18 protein-coding genes and 2 pseudogenes are annotated in these 21456 nt (G+C 65.8%); 8 read left to right on the plus strand and 12 right to left on the minus strand.

Going from position 1 to position 21456, the window contains the following annotated elements; genetic code table 11:
* Positions 1-443: 443 nt before the first annotated feature.
* Positions 444-1421 (plus strand): annotated as a pseudogene (locus ACAW63_RS21405) (chemotaxis protein); the annotation flags it as partial.
* 396 nt (positions 1422-1817) lie between these two features.
* Positions 1818-2327 (plus strand): annotated as a pseudogene (locus ACAW63_RS21410) (methyl-accepting chemotaxis protein); the annotation flags it as partial.
* Positions 2328-2629: 302 nt separating this feature from the next.
* On the opposite strand, the gene ACAW63_RS21415 reads toward ACAW63_RS21410, so the two are convergent.
* The 4 genes from ACAW63_RS21415 to ACAW63_RS21430 are packed head-to-tail and all read right to left on the minus strand — an operon-like array spanning position 2630 to position 5248.
* Positions 2630-3949: a sensor histidine kinase gene (locus ACAW63_RS21415; protein WP_371228525.1), complete on the minus strand. Its 1320-nt coding sequence runs from the start codon at positions 3947-3949 to the stop codon at positions 2630-2632.
* Positions 3946-4626: a response regulator transcription factor gene (locus ACAW63_RS21420; RefSeq protein WP_275611412.1), complete on the minus strand. Its 681-nt coding sequence runs from the start codon at positions 4624-4626 to the stop codon at positions 3946-3948. The genes ACAW63_RS21415 and ACAW63_RS21420 overlap by 4 nt, the downstream gene beginning before the upstream one ends.
* Positions 4626-4940 carry a PepSY domain-containing protein gene (locus ACAW63_RS21425; RefSeq protein WP_275611411.1) on the minus strand — a complete coding sequence of 105 codons (315 nt, stop codon included), beginning with the start codon at positions 4938-4940 and terminating at the stop codon, positions 4626-4628. The genes ACAW63_RS21420 and ACAW63_RS21425 overlap by 1 nt, the downstream gene beginning before the upstream one ends.
* Positions 4940-5248, minus strand: a complete 309-nt coding sequence (locus ACAW63_RS21430; RefSeq protein WP_275611410.1) for a PepSY domain-containing protein — start codon at positions 5246-5248, stop codon at positions 4940-4942. The genes ACAW63_RS21425 and ACAW63_RS21430 overlap by 1 nt, the downstream gene beginning before the upstream one ends.
* Before the next feature lie 150 nt (positions 5249-5398).
* Here ACAW63_RS21430 and ACAW63_RS21435 point away from each other — a divergent pair, with 150 nt between their 5' ends.
* On the plus strand, positions 5399-6481 hold the full coding sequence (locus ACAW63_RS21435; RefSeq protein ID WP_371228527.1) for a patatin-like phospholipase family protein: 1083 nt from the start codon (positions 5399-5401) through the stop codon (positions 6479-6481).
* 34 nt (positions 6482-6515) lie between these two features.
* Positions 6516-6881 (plus strand): DUF5329 domain-containing protein, encoded by a 366-nt coding sequence (locus ACAW63_RS21440; protein WP_371228528.1) that lies wholly within the window; start codon positions 6516-6518, stop codon positions 6879-6881.
* A gap of 79 nt (positions 6882-6960) precedes the next feature.
* On the opposite strand, the gene ACAW63_RS21445 is transcribed toward ACAW63_RS21440, so the two are convergent.
* From ACAW63_RS21445 to hmpA, 3 genes are read right to left on the minus strand one after another with little or no spacing between them, the layout of a single operon-like run.
* A complete protein-coding gene (locus tag ACAW63_RS21445) occupies positions 6961-8151 on the minus strand; it encodes an NnrS family protein (RefSeq protein WP_371228530.1) in 1191 nt (396 codons plus the stop codon).
* On the minus strand, positions 8138-8395 hold the full coding sequence (locus ACAW63_RS21450) for a transmembrane sensor/regulator PpyR (RefSeq protein ID WP_371228533.1): 258 nt from the start codon (positions 8393-8395) through the stop codon (positions 8138-8140). Before ACAW63_RS21450 ends, ACAW63_RS21445 begins: the two co-directional genes overlap by 14 nt.
* A 51-nt stretch (positions 8396-8446) precedes the next feature.
* Positions 8447-9628 (minus strand): NO-inducible flavohemoprotein, encoded by a 1182-nt coding sequence (hmpA, locus tag ACAW63_RS21455; protein ID WP_371228535.1) that lies wholly within the window; start codon positions 9626-9628, stop codon positions 8447-8449.
* 170 nt (positions 9629-9798) lie between these two features.
* On the opposite strand from hmpA, the gene norR reads away from it, so the two are divergent.
* Positions 9799-11355 carry a nitric oxide reductase transcriptional regulator NorR gene (gene norR / locus ACAW63_RS21460; RefSeq protein WP_371228538.1) on the plus strand — a complete coding sequence of 519 codons (1557 nt, stop codon included), beginning with the start codon at positions 9799-9801 and terminating at the stop codon, positions 11353-11355.
* 107 nt (positions 11356-11462) lie between these two features.
* Positions 11463-11819 (plus strand): 6-carboxytetrahydropterin synthase QueD, encoded by a 357-nt coding sequence (gene queD / locus ACAW63_RS21465; protein WP_275611404.1) that lies wholly within the window; start codon positions 11463-11465, stop codon positions 11817-11819.
* Positions 11820-12007: 188 nt separating this feature from the next.
* On the opposite strand, the gene ACAW63_RS21470 is transcribed toward queD, so the two are convergent.
* The 3 genes from ACAW63_RS21470 to ACAW63_RS21480 form a co-directional block, all read right to left on the minus strand.
* Positions 12008-13378 (minus strand): DUF1329 domain-containing protein, encoded by a 1371-nt coding sequence (locus ACAW63_RS21470; protein ID WP_371228541.1) that lies wholly within the window; start codon positions 13376-13378, stop codon positions 12008-12010.
* 13 nt (positions 13379-13391) lie between these two features.
* The gene (locus ACAW63_RS21475) at positions 13392-15341 is read right to left on the minus strand and encodes a DUF1302 domain-containing protein (protein ID WP_371234745.1); all 1950 of its coding nucleotides are present in this window, start codon (positions 15339-15341) and stop codon (positions 13392-13394) included.
* A 303-nt stretch (positions 15342-15644) separates the two neighbouring features.
* Positions 15645-16118, minus strand: coding sequence for a DUF3859 domain-containing protein (locus tag ACAW63_RS21480; protein ID WP_371228544.1), 474 nt, complete (start codon positions 16116-16118; stop codon positions 15645-15647).
* Positions 16119-16256: 138 nt separating this feature from the next.
* On the opposite strand from ACAW63_RS21480, the gene ACAW63_RS21485 reads away from it, so the two are divergent.
* Entirely contained in the window at positions 16257-17123 is an 867-nt protein-coding gene (locus ACAW63_RS21485) for a pirin family protein (protein WP_371228546.1), read from the plus strand.
* A gap of 144 nt (positions 17124-17267) precedes the next feature.
* Positions 17268-18527 carry a sugar MFS transporter gene (locus ACAW63_RS21490; RefSeq protein WP_371228548.1) on the plus strand — a complete coding sequence of 420 codons (1260 nt, stop codon included), beginning with the start codon at positions 17268-17270 and terminating at the stop codon, positions 18525-18527.
* Between the two features lie 165 nt (positions 18528-18692).
* On the opposite strand, the gene ACAW63_RS21495 is transcribed toward ACAW63_RS21490, so the two are convergent.
* A complete protein-coding gene (locus ACAW63_RS21495; protein WP_331318558.1) occupies positions 18693-19424 on the minus strand; it encodes a dienelactone hydrolase family protein in 732 nt (243 codons plus the stop codon).
* Positions 19425-19515: 91 nt separating this feature from the next.
* Positions 19516-21414, minus strand: coding sequence for a molecular chaperone HtpG (gene htpG / locus ACAW63_RS21500; protein ID WP_371228551.1), 1899 nt, complete (start codon positions 21412-21414; stop codon positions 19516-19518).
* Between the last annotated feature and the right edge of the window lie 42 nt (positions 21415-21456).

The raw sequence follows: 21456 nt of genomic DNA on the forward strand, positions 1-21456 counted from the left end.
GGCGCAATTTCGACAGGAATTTCGCCTTGGCGAGCACAGTTTTTGCTGAGAAAACGCTGCTATTGAAACAGGTACACCAGAATCGCCTGTTTTTTGGCGTTTCCTCCTGCCATCGATCAAGAAGGGGCGAAAAAGGCCGATAACCCCGGCAGCCCCGAGTTTTCCTGCTCAAGGACATGACCATGCTTTTCCGACGCCTTTCCATCCAGTGGAAGATCACGCTGCTCGCTGGCCTCTGCCTGCTCGGCGTGGTGTCGCTGTTGTCCGGCCTTTCCGTGTTCCGCACCCAGCACAGCACCGCGCTGGTCAAGGAGTCCAGCGCCCGCATGCTCGACGAAGCCGCCCAGGCCCGCCTGCGCTCGCGCGGCGAAGTCCAGGCGATGCGCATCCAGCGCTACATCATGGACGCCTACCAGTACGGCAAGGGCTTCTCGCGGCAGGTGATGTTCCTGCGCGACCAGGCACAGAAGCGCTTCCTCGATGCCTATGACCTGCGCGAGGACCTCACCCGCCAGGTGAAGACCGCCCTGGAAGGCAACCCCGAACTGCTGGGGCTCTACGTGGCCTTCGAACCCAACGCCCTGGACGGCAAGGACCAGCTGTTCGCCGGACAGGCCGAGATCGGCAGCAACGACGCCGGGCGCTTCTCGCTCTACTGGTCGCAAGCCACGCCGGGCCAGCTCGAATCCGAGGCAACCAACGAAGCCATGCTCGCCGACACCACTCCCGGCCCGAGCGGCGCGCCCTACAACGCCTGGTTCACCTGCCCCAAGACCACCGGCCAGCCCTGCGTGCTCGACCCCTACTTCGACGAAGCCGGCGGCCACAAGCTGCTGATGACCAGCATTGCCTTCCCCCTGGAACTGGACGGCAAGATAGTCGGCGTGATGGGCCTCGACATCAGCCTGGAAAAGCTCCAGGAGATCAGCCGTCAGGGCAGCCAGGAGCTGTATGACGGCCAGGGCAAGGTCAGCATCATCAGCGCCGCCGGCCTGCTCGCCGGGCACAGCGCCGATGCCAGCCTGCTGGGCAAGAAGCTGCAGGAGATCTATCCGCAGCAAGGCGCGCAGCTGTTGCAGTCCATTGCCAGCAACCATGAGCAGGTGCTGCGCCAGGACGCTCAACTGCGCGTCATCGAACCGCTGCAACCGATTCCCGGCTCCAAACCCTGGGCCGTTCTTCTCGAGGTGCCGGAGCAGACACTGCTCGGCCCGGCCATCACCCTGCAACAGCAGCTCGACGAGCAGCGCACCCGGGGCACCCTCTCCCAGCTCGGCTTCGGCCTGATCGCCGTGCTGATCGGCCTGTTCGCCATGTGGCTCACCGCCCGCGGCGTCACTCGCCCGATCCTCAAGGTCGCCGCCATGCTGCGCAACATCGCCAGCGGCGAAGGTGACCTGACCAAGCGCCTGGACTACAGCGGCAAGGACGAACTGGGCGAACTGGCCGGCTGGTTCAACCGCTTCCTCGACAAGCTGCAGCCGATCATCCGCGACGTGAAATCGTCGGTGCAGGACGCCCGCGCCACCGCCGACCAGTCCTCGGAAATCGCCAGCCAGACCAGCGCCGGTATGCAGCAGCAGTTCCGCGAAGTTGACCAGGTCGCCACCGCCTCCCAGGAGATGAGCGCCACCGCCCATGACGTCGCCAACAGCGCCGCCATGGCTGCCGATGCCGCCCGTGGCGCCGACGGTGCGACCCGCGACGGCCTCAATGTGATCGACAGCACCACGCGCCTGATCGATGCCCTGGCCAGCGACATGAGCAGCGCCATGAGTCAGGTGGAAGGCCTGGCGGCGAGCAGCGAGCAGATCGGTTCGGTGCTGGAGGTGATCCGTGGCATCGCCGAGCAGACCAACCTGCTGGCGCTCAACGCCGCCATCGAGGCGGCGCGTGCCGGTGAGGCAGGGCGCGGTTTCGCGGTGGTCGCCGACGAGGTACGCAACCTGGCCCGACGCACCCAGGACTCGGTGGAGGAAATCCGCCAGGTCATCGAAGGTCTGCAGAACGGTACCCGCGACGTGGTCGGTGCGATGAGCAACAGCCATCGCCAGGCGCAGGACAGCGTGAGCCAGGTGGAGCAGGCGGTGGCCGCGCTCAAGCGCATCGGCGAGGCGGTCAGCGTGATCACCGACATGAACCTGCAGATCGCCAGCGCCGCCGAGGAACAGAGCGCGGTGGCCGAGGAGATCAACCGCAACGTGGCGGGCATTCGTGACGTCACCGAGTCGCTGTCCAGCCAGGCGCAGGAGTCGGCGCAGGTCAGCCAGTCGCTGAACCAGCTGGCCAACCATCAGCAGGGATTGATGGATCAGTTCCGGGTCTGACGCCGGATGCTCTCGTAGGAGCGGAGCTTCTCCGCGAAATCCCGGCGCCGCCGGGACAATCGTTAGCCGGCCTGGCGGCCGGATCGCCGATAAGATCCGCTCCTACAACAGCCAGTTACGCACGAGGTTTACCTGTAGGAGCGTCCGCGATCCGCCGGCAAGGCCGGCACCAGATCAGGTTCGCGAGCAAGCTCGCTCCTACGAAGATCGCTCCGGTGCAAACCTTGTAGGAGCGAGCTTGCTCGCGAACCGCACGGCACAAAGCCCAATCGCGGACAGAGTCCACTCCTACGGAAGCCGTCTCACACCGCGCGGCGCGGTAACTCGACCACCACCCGCAATCCACCGAGCTCGCTACCTTCCAGCCTCAGGTTGCCGCCACACGCCGCCGCAATATCCCGCGCGATGCCCAACCCCAGGCCATGCCCCGCGACCTGTTCGTCCAGCCGCGTGCCGCGCTCCAGCACACTTTCGCGCTGATCCTCGGCAATGCCGGGACCGTCATCATCCACGCTCAGCAGATAACTATCGGCGCCCTTCTCCACCGTCAGCCGGACCTGGGCATCCGCCCACTTGCAGGCGTTATCCAGCAGGTTGCCGAGCATCTCCAGCAGGTCCTCGCGATCGAACGGCAGGCGCAGGCCAGGCGCCGCCTTCCATTCGATGCCCAGGTGTTCGCCATGGATCAGCCTGAGCATCTCGCACAGACTGGGCAGCTCGGCATCGCAGTCGAAATGCGCGCCGGGCAGCGCTTCGCCCACCAGGCGCGCGCGGCCCAGTTCGCGGGCCAGGCGTTGCTCGATCTGCTCCAGTTGCTCCTGCAGCACGCGGCGCAACTCCGGGTGCTCGCGCACTTCATCGCGCTCGGCGAGGCTGATCAGCACCGCGAGGGGAGTCTTCAAGGCATGTCCGAGGTTGCCCAGCGCGTTGCGCGAGCGGCGCAGGGTATCTTCGGTGTGCTGCAGCAGGTGGTTGACCTGATCCACCAGCGGCTCCAGCTCCCGCGGCACCTGCCGGTCCAGCTGGCTGCGCTGCCCTTCCTGCAACTGCGCGATCTGCTGGCGCACACGCTCCAGCGGACGCAAGGCACGGCGGACGGTGAAGCCCTGGAAGACCAGGATCAGCAGCAGCGCCACGCCACCGGCAGCCAGGCCGACGTTGCGCAGACGTTTGAAGCTCTTGAGGAGCGGCGTGTAATCCTGCGCCACGACGATCTTCAACTGCTTGCCATAGCGCTTGTAGTCGCCGCGATAGACCAGCAATCGCTGGCCCTCCGGGCCTTTCTCCAGCGCCCGGACCAGGCCCTTGTGCTCAGGCAGGTCCAGCTCCCGGTCCCACAGCGAACGGGAACGCCAGGTGACGTCATCGAAACGGATTACGAAATAGCGCCCGGAGAACAGGCGCTCATAGGCAGCGTCCACCCGCTGGTCATCCAGTTGCAGGCCGGCCGGGCCGCGCATGATGCCCACCAGCAGGCTTTCCGCCTCGTCCTGCAGGCCCTCGGCGAGATAGCGGCGCAGGCCCTGGTCGAACAGCCAGAGCCCGGTCTGCGCCAGCACCAGGCCGATCACCACCAGCACCACGCCGAGCCCGAGGCCGAGCCGGCGCTGGATCGACATCAACGGGCGGCTCCGCCGGCGGTGCCGGTGAAGCGGTAGCCCTGTCCGCGACGGGTCTCGATGATCTCCCGGCCGAGCTTGCGGCGCAGGTGATTGATGTGCACCTCGATGACGTTGGAATCGCGCTCAGTCTCGCCGTCATAGAGGTGCTCGGCAAGGTGGGATTTCGACAGCAACTGGCCGGGGTGCAGCATGAAATAGCGCAACAGGCGGAACTCGGCGGACGTCAGGTCGACATCCTTGCCACCCTGCTGCACGCACTGCCGTGCCTCGTCCAGCGTCAGACCCGCCACTTCCAGCTGGCTCTGGTTGGCCAGTCCACGGGCTCGGCGCAGCAGCGCCTGGATGCGCAGCAGCAGCTCTTCGGGATGGAACGGCTTGGTGAGGTAGTCGTCGGCGCCGGCCTTAAGGCCGTCGATGCGCTCGGCCCAGGAGCCCCGCGCGGTGAGGATCAGCACCGGCGTTGCCAGCCCCATGCCGCGCCATTCGCGCAGCACGTCCAGCCCCGGACGCCCCGGCAGGCCAAGGTCGAGGATGATCAGGTCATAGGGCTCGCTGGCGCCCTGCACGGCGGCGTCGCGGCCGTCGGCCAGCCAGTCGACGGCGTAGCCCTGGCGCGTCAGGGTGGCCAGCAGCTCATCGGCCAGGGGGACGTGGTCTTCCACCAGCAACAGGCGCATCAGTCGTCTTCCTTATCCTTGAGGATGCGACCATTGCGGGCATCCAGTTCCAGTTCACGCACCACGCCATCGACGGTGAGCAGTTCCACCTCGTAGATATAGGTGTCGTGCTCCTTTTCCAGTTCGGCCTCCAGCAGCTTGGAGCCGGGATAGAGCCCCTGGGCGATGGGCAGGATTTCCTCGAACGGGCGGATCACCCCTTCACGGCTCAGCCGCAGGGCCTCGTCCTGGCTCAGGTCATGGGCCTGCGCGACACCGGCCGACAGGGCAAGCGCGATGGCCAGCAGGGCCGCGCGCGGCAAATCGATCTTCATCAGTCGTCCTGGCGATCCTTGATGATTGCACCGCTCACCGCATCGAGTTCGACATCCCATTTCACGCCCTGTGCGTCCTTGAGATCGACCTTGTAGAGGTAGCGGCCATGTTCCAGCTCAAGCTCGCTATCGTACACCGATCCGCCCGGATGCTTGCTCAGGGCAGTCTGGTTGAGGGCTTCGAAATCGCGAATGGTGCCGGCATCGCGCAGGCGCAGTGCCTCGTCCGGACCGATGTCGTGGGCCATCGCCGCGGCAGCCCCAAGCAGCAGCGCAGTGGCGGCAGTCAGAAGAACCAGCGGTTTCATGGGTAACACCTCGTCTGAATTGGCATGTTCCTCAGACTAAGGTGAAGGACTTAATTCAAGCTGAATCGGCAAGGATCATTCACCCGGTGAAGTCTCCTTGCTCCGCGCCTGCAGGCTCTATAATCGCCGCTTGCACCCGCGAGGCTCCGCATGACCGCCATCCAGATCAAGACCCCCGCCCTTACCCTCAAGGCCGGCACCCGTGCCCTCAAGCGCATCCGTGAACAGGGCCTCGCCCCTGCCGATGTCGGTATCCTGCCTGGCGCCGCCGGCGGCCCGAAGGCACTGGGTATCCAGGGCCTGGACCTGGCGCTGTTCGGCGAATGGCTGCCACGCGCCCCGCGCGAGCGTTCGCTGATCGGCGCCTCCATCGGCTCCTGGCGCTTCGCCAGCGCCTGCCTGCCGGACCCGGCCGAAGGCATCCGCCGCCTCGGCGAGCTCTATACCCAGCAGCGCTTCGCCCGTAACGCGAGCATCAGCGACGTCTCGAAAAGCTGCGCGAAGATGCTCGACGACCTGCTCGACGGCCGCGACGCCAGCGTCCTCGACAACCCCTGGTACCGCCTCAACGTGGTGGTGGTGAAGAGCCATGGCCGCCTCGCCCGGGACGGCAAGGCCAGCCTCGGCATGGGCCTGGGCGCGGTGATCCGCGACAACCTGGTGGGCCGCCGTCATCTGCACCGGCACTTCGAGCGGTTGATCATCCACGACTCGCGCCGGGCGCCACCGCTGGAGCCGCTGTCGGACTTTCCCTCGCGCTACCTGCACCTGGACCTGGCCAACCTGCGCCACGCCCTGCTCGCTTCCGGATCGATCCCGATGGTGATGGAAGGCGTGCGCGACATTCCCGGCGCCGGCCCCGGCACCTACCGCGACGGCGGTCTGCTGGACTATCACCTCGACCTGCCCTACCTGCCCGAAGGCGTGGTGCTTTATCCGCATTTCACCGACAAGGTGATCCCCGGCTGGTTCGACAAGGGTCTGCCCTGGCGCCGTGGCGACGCCGGCCGCCTGCAGGACGTGCTGCTGCTGGCGCCGTCGAAGGAGTACCTGGCGCGCCTGCCGCACAACAAGCTGCCGGACCGCAAGGACTTCCACCGTTACCTGGGCGACGACGCCGGGCGCGAGCGCTACTGGCACACGGCGATGGACGAAAGCCGGCGGATGGGCGACGAGTTCCTTGAACTGGTGGACAGCGGCAGACTGAGTGAACGCCTGCTGCCGCTGACATGATCGGCGCGCCCCACGCACTCGAAAGGAACTCTCCATGCGTCTGCTATCTTCGCTCCTGCTCACCTCGCTCCTGCTGGCCTGCACGGGCGCGCACGCCGCCGTCGATGCCAAGGCACAGAGGGAAGTCACCCAACTGCTGGACTTCGTCGAGCACAGCGACTGCCGCTTCATCCGCAACGGCAGCGAGTACCCGGGCAGCGAGGCCCGCGCGCATCTGCAGAAGAAGCTCGATTACCTGGAAAACAAGGACCTGGTGAGCAGCGCCGAAGACTTCATCGAGCGCGCCGCCAGCAAGAGCAGCATGAGCGGCAAGCCCTACCGGGTCCGCTGCCCAGGCGGCACGCAGGACACCGCCACCTGGTTGAACACCGAGCTCAAGCGCTTGCGCCAGGCGCAGTGAGCCGCGAACGGAAACGAGGCGCACTGCCGCTCTCGTAGGAGCGGACCTTGTCCGCGATCCGCGCTCCCGCGAAGAGAAATCACCCCGGCTGCCCGTCCACCCGCGGCTGCCAGAACATCGGCCCGTAGTGCCAGGCGAACAGCAGGAAGGCCACCACCCAGCAGGCCGCTGCCAGGCTCAGGCCCTGCATGGGCAGCCACAGCACCAACACGACCCGGCACAGCACACCCAGATTGAGCAACGCAAACGCCCAGGCCATGACCTTCGGCGGCTGCAGCGGACGCCCCGTGTGACCGAGGCTGACACGGGCGATCATCGCCAGGATCAGGCCACCCACACCCCCGACCGTCAACGCGTGAATCGGCAGGCTGAGGGCAATCGGCGCACCGAAGTTCCACACCGCCATGCCCGCCGGGGCCAGCAGCATCCAGAGATAGGCCAGGTGCAGCGACCACAGCAGCGGCACACCCCGGATACCCTTGTCCCGCCAGCGCCACAGGCGAATCAGGTGGCCCACGGCGAGCACCGCGAACAACGCGCCCAACAGCGGATGTGGCGCCAGACCGAAGCCAGCCGCCGTCAGCACGGCCACCAGCATCGTGCCGGCCAGCAGCAGATTGTCCAGCCAGGGCCAGGCCGGCACCTGTGCGGTACGGCCCAGGCCACGCTGGGTGAAGAAAGGAATGACGCGTCCGCCGATCAAGCCCATCAGCGCCGCCACCAGCCAGAGCGCTGCCAGCACCCCGCCGCGCTGCCAGTCATCACGGCCGCCCCAGAGGCCCAGCATCACTTGCGCATCAGCCAGCGTGAGCAGCGTCAGCACCGCGATCACCGGGTAGTTGCGCACCTGCTTCACCTGCCACAGGCTGCGCCCGACGAAAAACGCCAGCGCCGGCAGGAATGCCAGCTCCAGAGGCGTGACCAGCCACAGTGGCGCGCCGCCGAGCCAGGCGAGCCGGGCCGCCAGCCAGATGCCGGCGAGGATCATCAGCGGGCGGCCGCTGACGCCGGACCGGCCGGTCCAGGTCTGCACGGCGGTCAGCAGGAAGCCGGCGATGATGGCGCTGGCGAAGCCGAAGAGCATTTCATGGCGGTGCCAGGCCAGCCAGCCGCCCAAGGGCTCCCAGGCCGGCAGCAGGCCCAGCAGCACCGCCGCCCAGGCCGCGATGCCGATCAGCGCGAACAACGCGCCACCGAGGAAGAATGGGCGGAAACCCAGGCGCCACAGCGCCGGAATGGTCAACAGGGCTTTTCGATCAACCAGCAACACAGCATGCCTCCCAGCCTTCCTTGCGCATCTGATGCTGGGCGATGAGCCGTAGCACATAGCCCAGCTTCAGCAATGTAGGACCGAGGATGGTGAGCGCGTGGGACGCGACTATCGCCAGCAGCGACAGCCCGGCATCGATGACATAGGCTCCCGTGAGGCCCACCAGCAACAGCGCAAGCCCGCTGCCGAGCAGCGTCGACGACATCACCAGGCTCCGTCTGGGGCAAGCGAAAAGACCGTCCATCACACACCTCCTCGGTTGAACCGGCCCGCGAACGGGCCGGGTATTTCAGCTTCAGGCCTCCAGCACGCTGGCCGGGCCGAAGAACTCGTAGTGGGTTTGCTGCTCGGGCACGCCGAGCTCGCGCAGATGACGCTTCACCTGGGCCATGAAGGGCTTGGGCCCGAGGAAATAGGCGTCCAGGTCACGGTTGGCCGGCAGCCACTGGGCCAGCAGGTCGCGGCTGAGGAAGCCTTCGGCGTGGGCCTCGTCCTGCTCCCGCGGCTCGCTGTAGCAGAAGTAATGCAGCAAGTGCGGATGGGCCTCGGACTGTGCCTCGATCCACTCGCGGAACGCATGCACACCGCCATGACGGGCGCAGTGGATGAAGTGCACCTCGCGCCCGCCGTCCAGGGCCTGCCTGAGCATCGCCAGCGCCGGAGTGATGCCCACGCCGGCGGTGATCAGCGCCAGCGGCTTGTCGCCGTCGCGCAGGACGAAGTCGCCTGCCGGCGGGAACAGCTCGATCTCGTCGCCCACCTTGATCTCGTCGTGCAGGTGGTTGGAAACCTTGCCCTCCGTCTCGCGCTTCACGCTGATGCGGTACTCGCGGCCATTGGGCGCATCGGAGAGCGAATAGGTACGGCGTACTTCCTCGCCGTCCAGCTCAAGGCGCAGGCCGATGTACTGGCCGGGCTGGAAGTCAAGCAATGCGCCGCCGTCCACCGGCTGGAAGTAGAAGGAGGTGATTTCCTCACTCTCGACTTCCTTGCGGGCGATACGGAAGCGCCGCGCGCCACGCCAGCCGCCGGGCTGCTCGGCGTTCTGCTGGTACACCGACTCCTCGGCGCCGATCAGGATCTCGGCCAGTTGGCCATACGCGGCGGCCCAGGCATCGATCACCGCCTGGGTGGCGATTTCCTCGCCCAGTACCTCGCGGATCGCCCGCAGCAGGCAACTGCCAACGATCGGGTAATGCTCCGGCAGGATCTGCAGCGCGGCGTGCTTGTTGACGATCTTCGCCACCAGCGGGCCGAGTTGCTCCAGCTCGTCGATGTGGCGGGCGTACATCAGCACACCGTTGGCCAGGGCGCGGGGCTGGTCGCCGGACGCCTGGTGCGCCTGGTTGAACAGCGGGCGTACCTCGGGGTATTCGCTCAGCATCATCTTGTAGAAGTGCTGGGTCAGCGCCTCGCCGCCGGTCTCCAGCAGCGGGACGGTGGCCTTGACCAGGGTACGGTGTTCGTTGGACAGCATCGGTATCTCCTCGGGTTGGCCAGGTAGAGAGTGGTCTGCCTGTGCTTTCTGCCAGAGACGTTTCAGAAAACGTGCCAACCCTGGAGCCCGGTATTTCCGGGACCTTTGGAATTTATTGAGTCATAATGACCCATATCGTCACGAGTCATAATGACTCCAATGAGGTCAAAATGACCCGAAACCCCTTGCTCGCCACCCTGCTCCCGCTGGTGGCCGACCTCTCTCGCGAGCTGCCCGACAGCGAACGCTATCGGCGCCTGCTGGAAGCGCTGCGCCAACTGCTGCCCTGCGATGCCACCGCCCTGCTGCGCCTGGAAGGCGACCAACTGGTGCCGCTGGCCGTCGACGGACTCAGCCCCGACACCCTCGGCCGCCGCTTCAAGATCAATGAGCACCCGCGTCTGCGCGCCCTCCTCGAACACCCCGGCCCGACCCGTTTCGCCGCCGACTGCGGCCTGCCAGACCCTTACGACGGCCTGGTGGAAGGCCTGCACGGGCATCTGGAAGTGCACGATTGCCTGGGTTGCCCGCTGTTCCTCGACGAGCAGCCCTGGGGCCTGTTGACCCTCGATGCGCTCGACCCGGAGCGTTTCTCCACAGGCGACCTGGACAACCTCGAAGCCTTCGCCAGCCTCGCCGCCGCCACGGTGAAAGCCAGCCAGCGCATGCTCGACCTCGCCCTGCGCGCCGAGCACGAGCAACAGCGTGCCGATGCCTACCAGCGCGCCTCCGGCGACCAGCCGCGGGAGCTGATCGGCCAGAGCAAGGCGCACCAGGCGCTGATGAACGAAATCCAGCTGGTGGCCGGCAGCGACCTGAGCGTGCTGATCACCGGCGAGACCGGCGTGGGCAAGGAGCTGGTGGCGCAATCGATCCACGCCAACTCCCTGCGCAGCGGGCAGCCACTGGTCAGCCTGAACTGCGCGGCGCTGCCGGAGACCCTGGTGGAAAGCGAGCTGTTCGGCCACGTGCGCGGCGCATTCTCCGGCGCGGTGGGCGAGCGGCGCGGCAAGTTCGAGCTGGCCGATGGCGGCACCCTGTTCCTCGACGAGGTGGGCGAGCTGCCACTGGCGATCCAGGCCAAGCTGCTGCGCGTGCTGCAGAGCGGACAACTGCAGCGGGTCGGCTCGGACCGCGAACACCACGTCGACGTGCGCCTGATCGCCGCCACCAACCGCGACCTCGCCGAAGAGGTGCGTGCCGGGCGCTTCCGCGCCGACCTCTACCACCGTCTGAGCGTCTACCCGCTGCGGGTGCCGCCGTTGCGCGAGCGCGGCAACGACGTGCTGCTGCTGGCCGGTTACTTCCTCGAGGAGAACCGCCCGCGCCTGGGGCTGCGCAGCCTGCGCCTGACCCGCGAGGCCCAGGCCGCCCTGCTCGACTACGGCTGGCCGGGCAACGTGCGGGAGCTGGAGCACCTGATCGGACGTGCCTCGCTCAAGGCGCTGGCGAACCATCCGCAGCGCTCGCGCATCCTCAGCCTGGGCCTGGACGACCTCGGCCTGGAACAGCAGAAACAGTCGCCCCCCGGTGCTTCCGCCATCGCGGACAGCGTCCCGGAGGCCAGCCCGCAAGGCGAACTGCGCCCGGCGGTCGATGCCTTCCAGCGGCGCATGATCAACCACAGTCTGGAACGCCACGACGGCAACTGGGCGGCCGTCGCTCGCGAGCTGGGACTGGATCGCGCCAATCTCAATCGCCTGGCGAAACGGCTGGCGATCCGCTGAGCCGCTGGCCGGAACGTCCGGCCCGGCTTACGGGTTGGTGATAGACTAGGTGCCCATTTTCCGGCCGGCCCGTCTCCGGGCCGGCGATCGTCATAGAGCGCACCACCGTGGAATTGTTCAAAGAGTTCACCTTCGAAGCCGCCCACCGCCTGCCCCACGTCCCCGCCGGGCACCAGTGCGGCCGCCTGCATGGCCACTCCTTCCGGGCCGCCATCTACATCGAGGGTGAGGTCGACCCGTATACCGGCTGGATTCGCGACTTCGCCGAGATCAAGCAGATCTTCAAGCCGATCTACGACCAGCTCGATCACAACTACCTGAACGAGATTCCGGGGCTGGAAAACCCCACCAGCGAAAACCTCTGCCGCTGGATATGGCAACAGCTCAAGCCGCTGCTGCCGGAACTGTCCAAGGTGCGGGTGCACGAGACCTGCACCAGCGGTTGCGAGTATCGCGGGGACTGAACTGCTGGCACGACGCCGAATGTGTAGGAGCGAGCTTGCTCGCGAAGGCACTCCAGCGACAGGGTCAGGTGCTAAACAGGTTCGCGAGCAAGCTCGCTCCTACGAAAAGCAAGCGCGTTCCGTGCGAGACGCAAAGTCACCCGGCAAAAAGCCAAAGGCCCCTTTCGGGGCCTTTGTCGTTTCTGCTCTCAGCGCGAGGCTTTGCGGCGCAACGCCGAGGGGCTGAAGTTGGAGTCATCCGGGGCCGGCTGGCTGAAGTCGGCGGTGCCGGGTTCCTCGTTGTCCAGCCACTGGATGCTGTAGCGATGGGCCTGGAGGTCGTGGAAGGTATCCAGCGCAGTCCACACCATCGGCTGCTCGTAGAAGCTCTTCAGGTAGGCCTGGGACACGCGCCACAGCTCGCCGCGGCCGTCGTACTGGTCCACCACGGCGGCCCCCCAGCTGTCCTCGTCTAGGTAGAGGGTACGCCGCGAGTAGATATGCCGCGCGCCAGGCTTGAGCTTGCCGTCCACCACCCAGACACGATGCAGCTCATAGCGGGTGTACTTGGGATTGATGTGGCCGGGAGTGAGCAGGTCCTTGTACTTCACCTCGGGGCTGGTCACCTGGTAGTTGTTGTAGGGGATGTAGATTTCCTTCTTGCCCACCAGGGTCCAGTCGTAGCGGTCCGGCGCACCGTTGTACATGTCGGTGTCATCGGCGGTACGCAGGCCATCGGAGTCTTCGATGGGGGTGTCGTAGGCGAGGGTCGGCGCCCGACGCACGCGACGCTGGCCGGGGTTGTAGCCCCAGGCCTGGCGCGGTTCCTTGACCTGGTCGAGGGTCTCCTGCACCAGCGCGCCATTACCGGCCAGGCGCGCCGGGGCGGTAGTGAAGGTCATGTAGTAGAACAGCGTGTTGCCGAGCTTGTCGGCGCTGCCCTTGGGGTCGTAGAAGCGGAACAGCGCCTCGTCCTGGGAAGTCACCAGCGCGTAGGCGCCGTTGCGCTGCACGCCGGCCTGGGAGGAACGCCGCACGATGTAGGTGCCGCGATAGCGGGCGATGTGGTTCCACACCGCCTCCACACCGCTCTGCGGGATGGGGAACGGCACGCCGCCGTAGGCGTCGGAGAAGCCGTTGCCACCTTCCACCAGCTTGGCGCTGGTGGCGTTCCTGAAGATGTTGTCATAGATCCATTGCGGCGCCGAGCCGGTGCGATGGGTCGCGTACACCGGCATCTGGAAGCTGTCCGGATAGGCGTTGAAGAGTGCGATCTGCCCCGGCGTCAGGTTGGCCTTGTACTGCTCCAGGTTGGCCTTGGTGATGACGAACTGCGGCTTCTCCCCGGCGAAGGGATCGACATGGTGCGCGCCCGGCCCCTTGTAGCCCGCTGGCGCGGAGGTCAGGCCGCCGGTCCAGGCGGGAATGGTGCCGGCGGCGTTGCCGGCCTTCTCCGCCCCCATCGGGGTGAGGCTGCTCTTGAGCCTGGCCGCCTGGTCCGCCGAAACCGCTGCACGCGCATCGGTCACGGCCAATGCCGCCAGGGTCGCAAGGACGATCAGGGAACTCTTCTTGTACATGGTTCTCTCCGGATCAGAACGAGTATTTCGCCGTGACCGAGACGTTGTCCCGATCGCGCATGGAGTTGCTGGAGCCGGCGCCGTAGTAACTGGTGTACTGGGTGCCGACCTCGAAGGTGTTCAGGTAGCTGGCGTCGATACCGAGGGTGTAGGCCTTGCGCCCCTCGATGAAATTGCCAGTACGGTCGGAGTTGCCGCTGAAGTCCTCCTGGTAGACGACATAGGGCGAGAGCTTCACCCCAGCGTAGACATCGTTCCAGCTGCCGGTGAGCAGCAGGGTGTAGCCGTAGCTGTCGCGGTCGATCTGCACGTCGTCGCCGTTGCCGCCGACATAGGCCTTGTCCTGGGCGCCGACGAACTTGCGCTCGCTGCCGTCCCAGGCGGTGTACTTCAGGCTGCTGCCACGGATGTGCTCGGAGGCCACTTCGGCCACCCCGGTCATGGAGTCGAAGGACAGGTGCGGGCCGAAGTTGTAGATGGTCGACAGCGAGATGTTGTAGGTCTCGGCCCGCTCGTAGTTCTCGAACAGCTCGCCACGGCACAGCTGCTTGCCGGCCACCGGCGCACAGGCCTGGCTGGCGGGGACGTTGGCGTCGAACAGGTTGGTCTGGCCGAGCACGCCCTGGGTCAGCAGGTCGCCGAGCAGGTCGTCGGTGGCGGAGATGCTGATCGGCATGTTCGGCCGGTAGGCGATCTCGCCGGACACCGAGGCATCCCCCAGGGTGGTGTTGAAGCTGAAACCGTACATGCGGATGTCTTCGACGTAGTCGCGACGCGCCTCGGCGTTGCTGGCCATGTCCAGCGTCGACAGGCCGGGAACCGCCTCGCCCAGGCCCAGCGGGCCGAGCAGCGAGTTCAGGGCGGCGACATCGACCCCCTGGTAGTTGCGCAGGTCGACGGCGATCTGCGGTTCCTTGGAGTGATAGTTGACGAAGTAGAAACCGAACTCGGTGGAGTTCAGCTCTTCGGCGATGTAGCGGAACGCCACGCCGAACTGGCCGTCGTCACGGGCATCGATGTCCTTGCCGACGTTGGCGACCTTGAAGGTGCCGGTGTTCGGGTCGAGGAAGGCATTGGGGCCGTGGGGACCATTGCCCAGCAGGCCAAGGGACGCCACGGTCGGGTAACCGGCCAGCAGCTCCTTGATCAGCGGGTTGTCCTCAGTGGTGTAGGCGGTGTTGCCGCCGTCGCTGAACAGGTCGGTATCGGAGAAGTAGGTGCCCACCGAGTCCAGGCGGGTTTCCTTCCACTTCCACTGGTAGAAGGTCTCCATCGACAGGTCGTCGGTCAGGCCGAAGTTGAGGCTCAGGGCCTCCGTCGGCACCAGCACTTCCTTGAGCTCCGAGCCCGGCAGGTGGAAACGCGCGGCGTCCACCGGGTTGATGGTGTTGACCCCGCCCCGGTAGAACACGCCCTCGCCCCAGTTCAGTACCTGGCGGCCGACGCGGCCGGTGAGCGGGTGTTCGGCGATATCCCAGCTGCCGGACAGGTAGGCATCCAGCAGCTCGGCCTTGCGGCCGGCGATGTGCCGGGTGTCTTCGGTGAAGTGATCGTCCTGGGGATACGACTGGCTGGGCCGCACCACGCCATCGGTGGTGTCGTAGTAGTCGTTGCGCTTGTCCATGATCTGCGTGTCGTAGTACGCGGTGCCACGCATGAACAGGCCGTAGTTCTGGTATTTGGCCGACAGGTCCGAGGTGAGCTTGAACACCTGGGAGACCAGCCCGGTATCGAAGTTGCGGTTGCCGTCGTCGGCGTTGATGTCGGTGATGTTGCTCTTGTCACGACCCTGCACGCGCCACATCGCGCCGTAGGACAGGGTGCTGTCCAGGGAGCCGGTGACCTCGTTGTCGGCCAGCTTGAACTCCAGGGCCTGCGCCGAACCCGCCACCAGCAGCGGCAAGAGTCCCATCACCGCGCCCGCACGCCGGGGCGCCCAGAAAATGGACGAACGTCCCCCCATCTGACTGCTCATAGACAGCATTACCTCCTTGACCGCCAAGATTTATTGCCCGGTCATTGCAACCGGTGCTGTTCTTATTCGTTTCTCGGCTGCTGATTGCCCGGCTCCTGCCGGACCATCACGCAGTAACTCACCTGCTGAAGCGCTTGCGGGCGCCCGGGTACCCCTGTCGATTCTGTCTGCACGCTCAATTTGGCACTATCGTGCATGCAAAGTAACAAACTGTGTCCCGCCTGCCAATCCGCCTTTTTCGTACGCAAAGAAAAGCCCGGCCTGTAGCCGGGCTTCTTCTTACAGCGTGACTCACTCGACGGTGAAGGTCTTTTCCGCCAGCAGGCGATCGCCCTGGAACACCATGAAGCGCCACTGCCCCTGCACCACCTCATGGTTCTCGGTGAACTGGTAGGCCATCACGTCGGTCGGTGCGCCGACCACCAGCTTCTGTACCACCTCGAACTTGTCGTGGCGCTGGCCGTCCGGCGTGACCACGCCGGGCGTGAAATACAGCAGGGTCAGCGGGGCGTCGCCTTCCTGCTTGCCGCTGAGCTGATAACGCAGGCCGAACTTGGTGCCCAGCTTGGCCGGTACGCGGGTCGTGGCCTCGAGCTGCTCCTGGCTGCTGGTCAGCACGCGCTCGCCCGGCTGGTAATCCTTGTAGTTGCTGACGAAGACGCCGTACTCGACCGGGCCGGTGACACGCACTTCGGCAAAGGCCGAGGACGCGAAGGCGGAAACCAGGGTGAGGGCCAGGGCCGCTGGCAGGCGGGAAATGGACATGTCGCGCTCCTTGTTGGGGACCGCGCGAGGCTATGACATCGGCGTGACAGGCTGATGACAGGCAGAGTGCTGACGCGAATCGGGTCGGGCCGGCGGCGAGCGTCTATCATGCCCAGATCAGACCTGTTGGAAACCAAGATGAGCGACTCCCTGCTGAGCATCCGCCCACGCGCCGAAGACGTCGAAGGCGTTCCCATCCTCCGCCCGCTGCCGTCCGCGCAATGCCGCAGCGTCGGCCCCTTCGTGTTCTTCGACCACATGCTGGAAGCCAGCTTCGCCCCCGACCACGGCATGGACATCCGCCAGCACCCGCATATCGGCCTGTCCACCCTCACCTACCTGTTCGAAGGCCAGGTGCAGCACAAGGACAGCCTCGGCTCCGACCAGCTCGTCCTGCCCGGCGACGTCAGTTGGATGACCGCCGGGCGCGGCGTCGCCCACGTCGAACGCACGCCGGAAACGTTGCGCCACAACGGCTCGCGCCTGCACGGGCTGCAAGTGTGGTTGGCGCTACCCCGCGAGCAGGAAGGCTGCGAGCCCAGCTACAGCCACCACCCCGCCACCAGCCTGCCGGAAAGCGACGCCCTGGGCGTGCGCATCCGCATGATCGCCGGTGCGGGCTTCTGCCTCGAATCGCCGGTACCGGTGCTTTCGCCGACCCTCTATGCCGAGCTGACCCTCAGCGTCGGCGCCACCCTGGCGATTCCCGACGAGCACCCGCAACGCGCGCTGTACCTGATCGAGGGCGAGGCCCTGCTCGACGATGAGCCGCTGCCGCTGCACGAACTGCTGGTGCTGCCCGAAGGCGCCACCTTCACCCTCTCCGCCTGCACCGACTGCCGGGCGGTAATCATCGGCGGCGCGCCGCTGGATGGGCCGCGGCGGATGAACTGGAATTTCGTCGCCAGCGACCCGGCGCTGATCGACAGCGCCCGCACCCGCTGGTCCGCCCGCGACTGGCCGACGGTGCCGGGCGAACGGGAGCGCATCGAGTTGCCGCGCTGAGCACAATGAGAAACGGATCAGGAATCCCTCATCCTGTCGTAAAAATAGGGGACGGATGAGGAGTCGCGGCGCGCGCTGCGCGCAGCATCGAGCCCCAGCCCCTTGCCACGGCAAGAGCCACATTTCCGGCCCAAGGAGTCCGCGATGGACCAACCGCACGCCAACCGCCACACCAGCGCCCTGACCGTGCTGACCCTGCTGTTCTTCATGTGGGGCCTGATCACCTCGCTCAACGACATCCTCGTACCGCACCTCAAGGCAGTGTTCACTCTGTCCTACGTGGAGGCCTCACTGATCCAGTTCTGCTTCTTCGGCGCCTACTTCATCATGTCCTTCCCCTCCGGACGCCTGGTGGAAAAGGTCGGCTACAAGAGCGGGATCATCGTCGGCCTGGCCACTGCCGGGGTCGGCTGTCTGCTGTTCTACCCGGCGGCGAGTGCGCAGTCCTACCCGTTCTTCCTCGCTGCGCTGTTCATCCTCGCTTCCGGCATCACCCTCCTGCAGGTCGCGGCCAATCCTTACGTGAACGTACTCGGCCCGGCAGCCACCGCCGCCAGCCGGCTCAACCTGACCCAGGCCTTCAACTCACTCGGCACCACCGTCGGGCCGCTGGTGGGTTCGGTGACCATTCTCGCCATCGGTGCCGGTGCCGCTTCGCAGCTCGGCAGCTCCGCCGCCACCGAGGCGGACACGGTGAAGACGCCCTACCTGGTGCTGGCCGGCCTGCTGTTCGCCATCGCCGTGCTGATCGCCCTGTTCCGCCTGCCGAAGATTCACCACGGCGAGCCCAGCGACGGCGCCGCGGCGGGCCAGCATTCGCTGTTCGCCCATCGCCACCTGATCTTCGGGGTGATCGCGATCTTCGCCTACGTCGGCGCCGAGGTTTCCATCGGCAGCTACCTGGTCAGCCTGATGGGCCAGCCGGACATCGCCGGGCTGCCCGCCGAACAGGCCGGCAAGTACCTGTCGTTCTACTGGGGCGGCGCCATGGTCGGCCGCTTCATCGGCAGCGTGCTGATGCGCGCGATTCCGGCCAACCGCATGCTGGCCTTCAATGCCCTGGTGATCACCCTGCTGATCGCCGTGGCGCTCAGCGTCGGCGGGCACGTGGCGATGTGGTCGCTGATCCTGATCGGACTGTTCAACTCGATCATGTTCCCGACCATCTTCTCCCTCGCTCTGGAGGGCCTGGGCAACCTCACCAGCAAGGGCTCCGGCCTGCTCTGCATGGCCATCGTCGGCGGCGCCGTGATGCCGCTGGTGCAAGCCTTCTTCGCCGACCGCATCGGCCTGCTGCACTCCTTCGCCGTTCCGCTGCTGTGCTACCTGTACATCGTCTGGTTCGGCGCCAAGGGTTACCGCGCCGACGAACGAGCCGCTCAGCGACCAGCCAACGCGCCCTGATCAGGGACCGCTGCGGGACAACAGGATTGTCGTAGGAGCGAGCTTTCTCGCGAACAATCTCCGCTGCGAGGCAGGGTTCGCGAGCAAGCTCGCTCCTACGAAGAGCAAATAAAAACGCCGCGCCTCCAATGGGGGCGCGGCGTTTTCGTTCACCGGGGGGGGATTTCAGCCGCCGAAGCGCTCATCCAGCAGATCGAACATCGCGGCAAACGCGCGGCGTGCCACCTTGGCGTCGTACTGCATCTTGCCCGGGATCTGCGCATGCGGATCGGTGAAGGAATGCGCGGCGCCGCCGTAGCTGGTCAGTGCCCAGTCGACGTTGGCGTCGATCATTTCCCTGGCGAACTCGGTCAGCTGCTCACGGGGCACGAAGGGGTCGACGGCGCCGTCGAGGACCAGCACCGAGCCCTTGATGTTCTTCGCGTCGGCCGGGTTCGGCGTGTCCAGGGTGCCGTGGAAGGACACGGCAGCCGCCAGCGGCGCACCGTCGCGGGCCAGTTCCAAGGCGCAGCAGCCGCCGAAGCAGAAGCCGAAGGTAGCCAGCCGAGTGATGTCCAGCGGAGCCTTGCCGGCCTGCTCCAGCAGGGTGGCGAGGGAAAGCTGCATGCGCTTGCGCAGCAGCGCGCGGTCGTTCTTCAGCGGCATCATGGCGGCGGCCGCCTGCTCCGTACCGTTGGGACGCACATCCTTGCCATACAGATCGGCCACCAACACCACGTAGCCGCGCTCGGCGACCTTGCGGGCGATATCCACGGCACCCTGGCTGACGCCCATCCAGTTCGGCGCCATCAGCAGGCCGGGGCGCGGTGCGTTGCTGGCGGCATCGAATACCAACTGGCCCTCGAAGGACACGCCGTCCTGGCTGTAGGCGACCGGTTGCACGCTGATCTGGCTCATTGGGTAATCCCCTTTTCGCTTGTCGGTTAGGTGGAGCGGATAAAGAAAGCACAAAGCCCGCCGAAGCGGGCTTTGTTTTTCAGGCGGCGACTCAGGCGGAGAGTTCCACCAGCAGCTTGTTCAGACGGCGCACGTAGGCGGCCGGGTCCTTCAGGCTGTCCCCCGCGGCCAGGGCGGCCTGGTCGAAGAGGATGTGGGTCAGCTCGCCGAAACGGTCTTCGTCGGCTTCCGCGTCGAGCTTCTCGATCAGCGGGTGGGCCGGGTTGAATTCGAAGATCGGCTTGGACTCCGGCACCTTCTGGCCGCTGGCCTCGAGGATCTGGCGCATCTGCAGGCCCAGGTCCTGTTCGCCGATGGCGAGGATCGCCGGCGAGTCGGTCAGGCGGTGGGACACGCGCACCTCGGCGACTTCATCGCCCAGCGCGGCCTTGAGGCGCTCGGCCAGGCCTTCTTTGGCCTTGGCGATCTCTTCCTGGGCCTTCTTGTCCTCTTCGGAGTCCAGGCTGCCCAGATCCAGGTCGCCGCGGGCGACGTCGACGAACTGCTTGCCGTCGAACTCCGGCAGGTAGCTCATCAGCCACTCGTCGATACGGTCGGTGAGCAGCAGCACTTCGATGCCTTTCTTGCGGAAGACTTCCAGGTGCGGGCTGTTCTTCACCTGGGCGAAGCTTTCGCCGGTGAGGTAGTAGATCTTGTCCTGGCCTTCCTTCATCCGGCCGATGTAGTCGGCCAGGGAAACGCTCTGCTCGCCGCTGTCATCGCTGGTGGAGGAGAAGCGCAGCAGGCCGGCGATCTTGTCCTTGTTGGCGAAGTCCTCGGCCGGGCCTTCCTTCAGCACCTGGCCGAAGTTCTTCCAGAAGCCCTTGTAGGCTTCGGCGTCGTTGCTGGCGAGCTTTTCCAGCATGTCCAGGGAGCGCTTGGTCAGCGCGGATTTCATCGAATCGACGATGGGGCCGGACTGCAGGATCTCACGGGAGACGTTCAGCGACAGGTCGTTGGAATCCACCACACCCTTGATGAAGCGCAGGTACAGCGGCAGGAACTGGTCGGCCTGATCCATGATGAACACGCGCTGTACGTAGAGCTTCAGGCCGCGCGGTGCCTCGCGGTGGTACAGGTCGAACGGCGCGCGGGCCGGGACGTACAGCAGCGAGGTGTACTCGAGCTTGCCCTCGACCTTGTTGTGGCTCCAGGTCAGCGGGTTCTCGAAGTCATGGGCGATGTGCTTGTAGAACTCCTGGTATTCCTCGTCCTTCACCTCGGTGCGCGGACGGGTCCACAGGGCGCTGGCACGGTTGACCACTTCCCACTCGGTTTCGGCCGGTGCCTCTTCACCGTGGTGTTCCTTCGGCAGCTCGATGGGCAGCGCGACGTGGTCGGAGTACTTCTTGACGATATTGCGCAGGCGCCAGCCGTCGGCGAACTCGTCTTCGCCGTCCTTCAGGTGCAGGACGATGCGGGTGCCACGGTCGGCTTTCTCGATGGTCGCGACCTCGAACTCGCCCTCCCCCTTGGAGGACCAGTGCACGCCTTCGCTGGCCGACGCACCGGCGCGGCGGGTGAACACATCAACCTTATCGGCGACGATGAAGGCGCTGTAGAAGCCCACGCCGAACTGGCCGATCAGGTGGGAATCCTTCTTCTGGTCGCCCGAGAGGTTCTTCAGGAAGTCAGCGGTGCCGGACTTGGCGATGGTACCCAGGTGCGCGATGACTTCCTCGCGGCTCATACCGATGCCGTTGTCTTCGAGGGTGACGGTCTTGGCGTCCTTGTCGAAGCTCACACGGATTTTCAGCTCGGCGCCGCCTTCGAGCAGCTCAGGCTTTGCCAGGGCCTCGAAACGCAGCTTGTCGGCGGCGTCGGAGGCGTTGGAAATCAGCTCGCGAAGGAAGATTTCCTTGTTCGAATACAGGGAATGAATCATCAGGTGAAGCAGCTGCTTCACTTCGGTCTGGAAGCCCAGTGTTTCTTTTTGAGTCTCCACGCTCATTGTTTCTCGCTCCGAGGATGACAAATACCGCGTCATGCGGCC

Origin of the sequence: Pseudomonas sp. QE6 (assembly GCF_041379005.1) — a bacterium.
Lineage (GTDB): Bacteria > Pseudomonadota > Gammaproteobacteria > Pseudomonadales > Pseudomonadaceae > Pseudomonas.

Bases quoted from the DNA above. Each gene is read 5' to 3' on its own strand.
- ACAW63_RS21420 (WP_275611412.1), bottom strand. From the start codon at position 4,626: ATGCGCCTGTTGCTGGTGGAAGACCACGTCCCCCTGGCCGATGAGCTG.
- ACAW63_RS21425 (WP_275611411.1), bottom strand. From the start codon at position 4,940: ATGAAGATCGATTTGCCGCGCGCGGCCCTGCTGGCCATCGCGCTTGCC.
- ACAW63_RS21430 (WP_275611410.1), bottom strand. From the start codon at position 5,248: ATGAAACCGCTGGTTCTTCTGACTGCCGCCACTGCGCTGCTGCTTGGG.
- ACAW63_RS21435 (WP_371228527.1), top strand. From the start codon at position 5,399: ATGACCGCCATCCAGATCAAGACCCCCGCCCTTACCCTCAAGGCCGGC.
- ACAW63_RS21440 (WP_371228528.1), top strand. From the start codon at position 6,516: ATGCGTCTGCTATCTTCGCTCCTGCTCACCTCGCTCCTGCTGGCCTGC.
- ACAW63_RS21450 (WP_371228533.1), bottom strand. From the start codon at position 8,395: ATGGACGGTCTTTTCGCTTGCCCCAGACGGAGCCTGGTGATGTCGTCG.
- hmpA (WP_371228535.1), bottom strand. From the start codon at position 9,628: ATGCTGTCCAACGAACACCGTACCCTGGTCAAGGCCACCGTCCCGCTG.
- norR (WP_371228538.1), top strand. From the start codon at position 9,799: ATGACCCGAAACCCCTTGCTCGCCACCCTGCTCCCGCTGGTGGCCGAC.
- ACAW63_RS21470 (WP_371228541.1), bottom strand. From the start codon at position 13,378: ATGTACAAGAAGAGTTCCCTGATCGTCCTTGCGACCCTGGCGGCATTG.
- ACAW63_RS21475 (WP_371234745.1), bottom strand. From the start codon at position 15,341: ATGGGGGGACGTTCGTCCATTTTCTGGGCGCCCCGGCGTGCGGGCGCG.
- ACAW63_RS21480 (WP_371228544.1), bottom strand. From the start codon at position 16,118: ATGTCCATTTCCCGCCTGCCAGCGGCCCTGGCCCTCACCCTGGTTTCC.
- ACAW63_RS21485 (WP_371228546.1), top strand. From the start codon at position 16,257: ATGAGCGACTCCCTGCTGAGCATCCGCCCACGCGCCGAAGACGTCGAA.
- ACAW63_RS21490 (WP_371228548.1), top strand. From the start codon at position 17,268: ATGGACCAACCGCACGCCAACCGCCACACCAGCGCCCTGACCGTGCTG.
- ACAW63_RS21495 (WP_331318558.1), bottom strand. From the start codon at position 19,424: ATGAGCCAGATCAGCGTGCAACCGGTCGCCTACAGCCAGGACGGCGTG.
- htpG (WP_371228551.1), bottom strand. From the start codon at position 21,414: ATGAGCGTGGAGACTCAAAAAGAAACACTGGGCTTCCAGACCGAAGTG.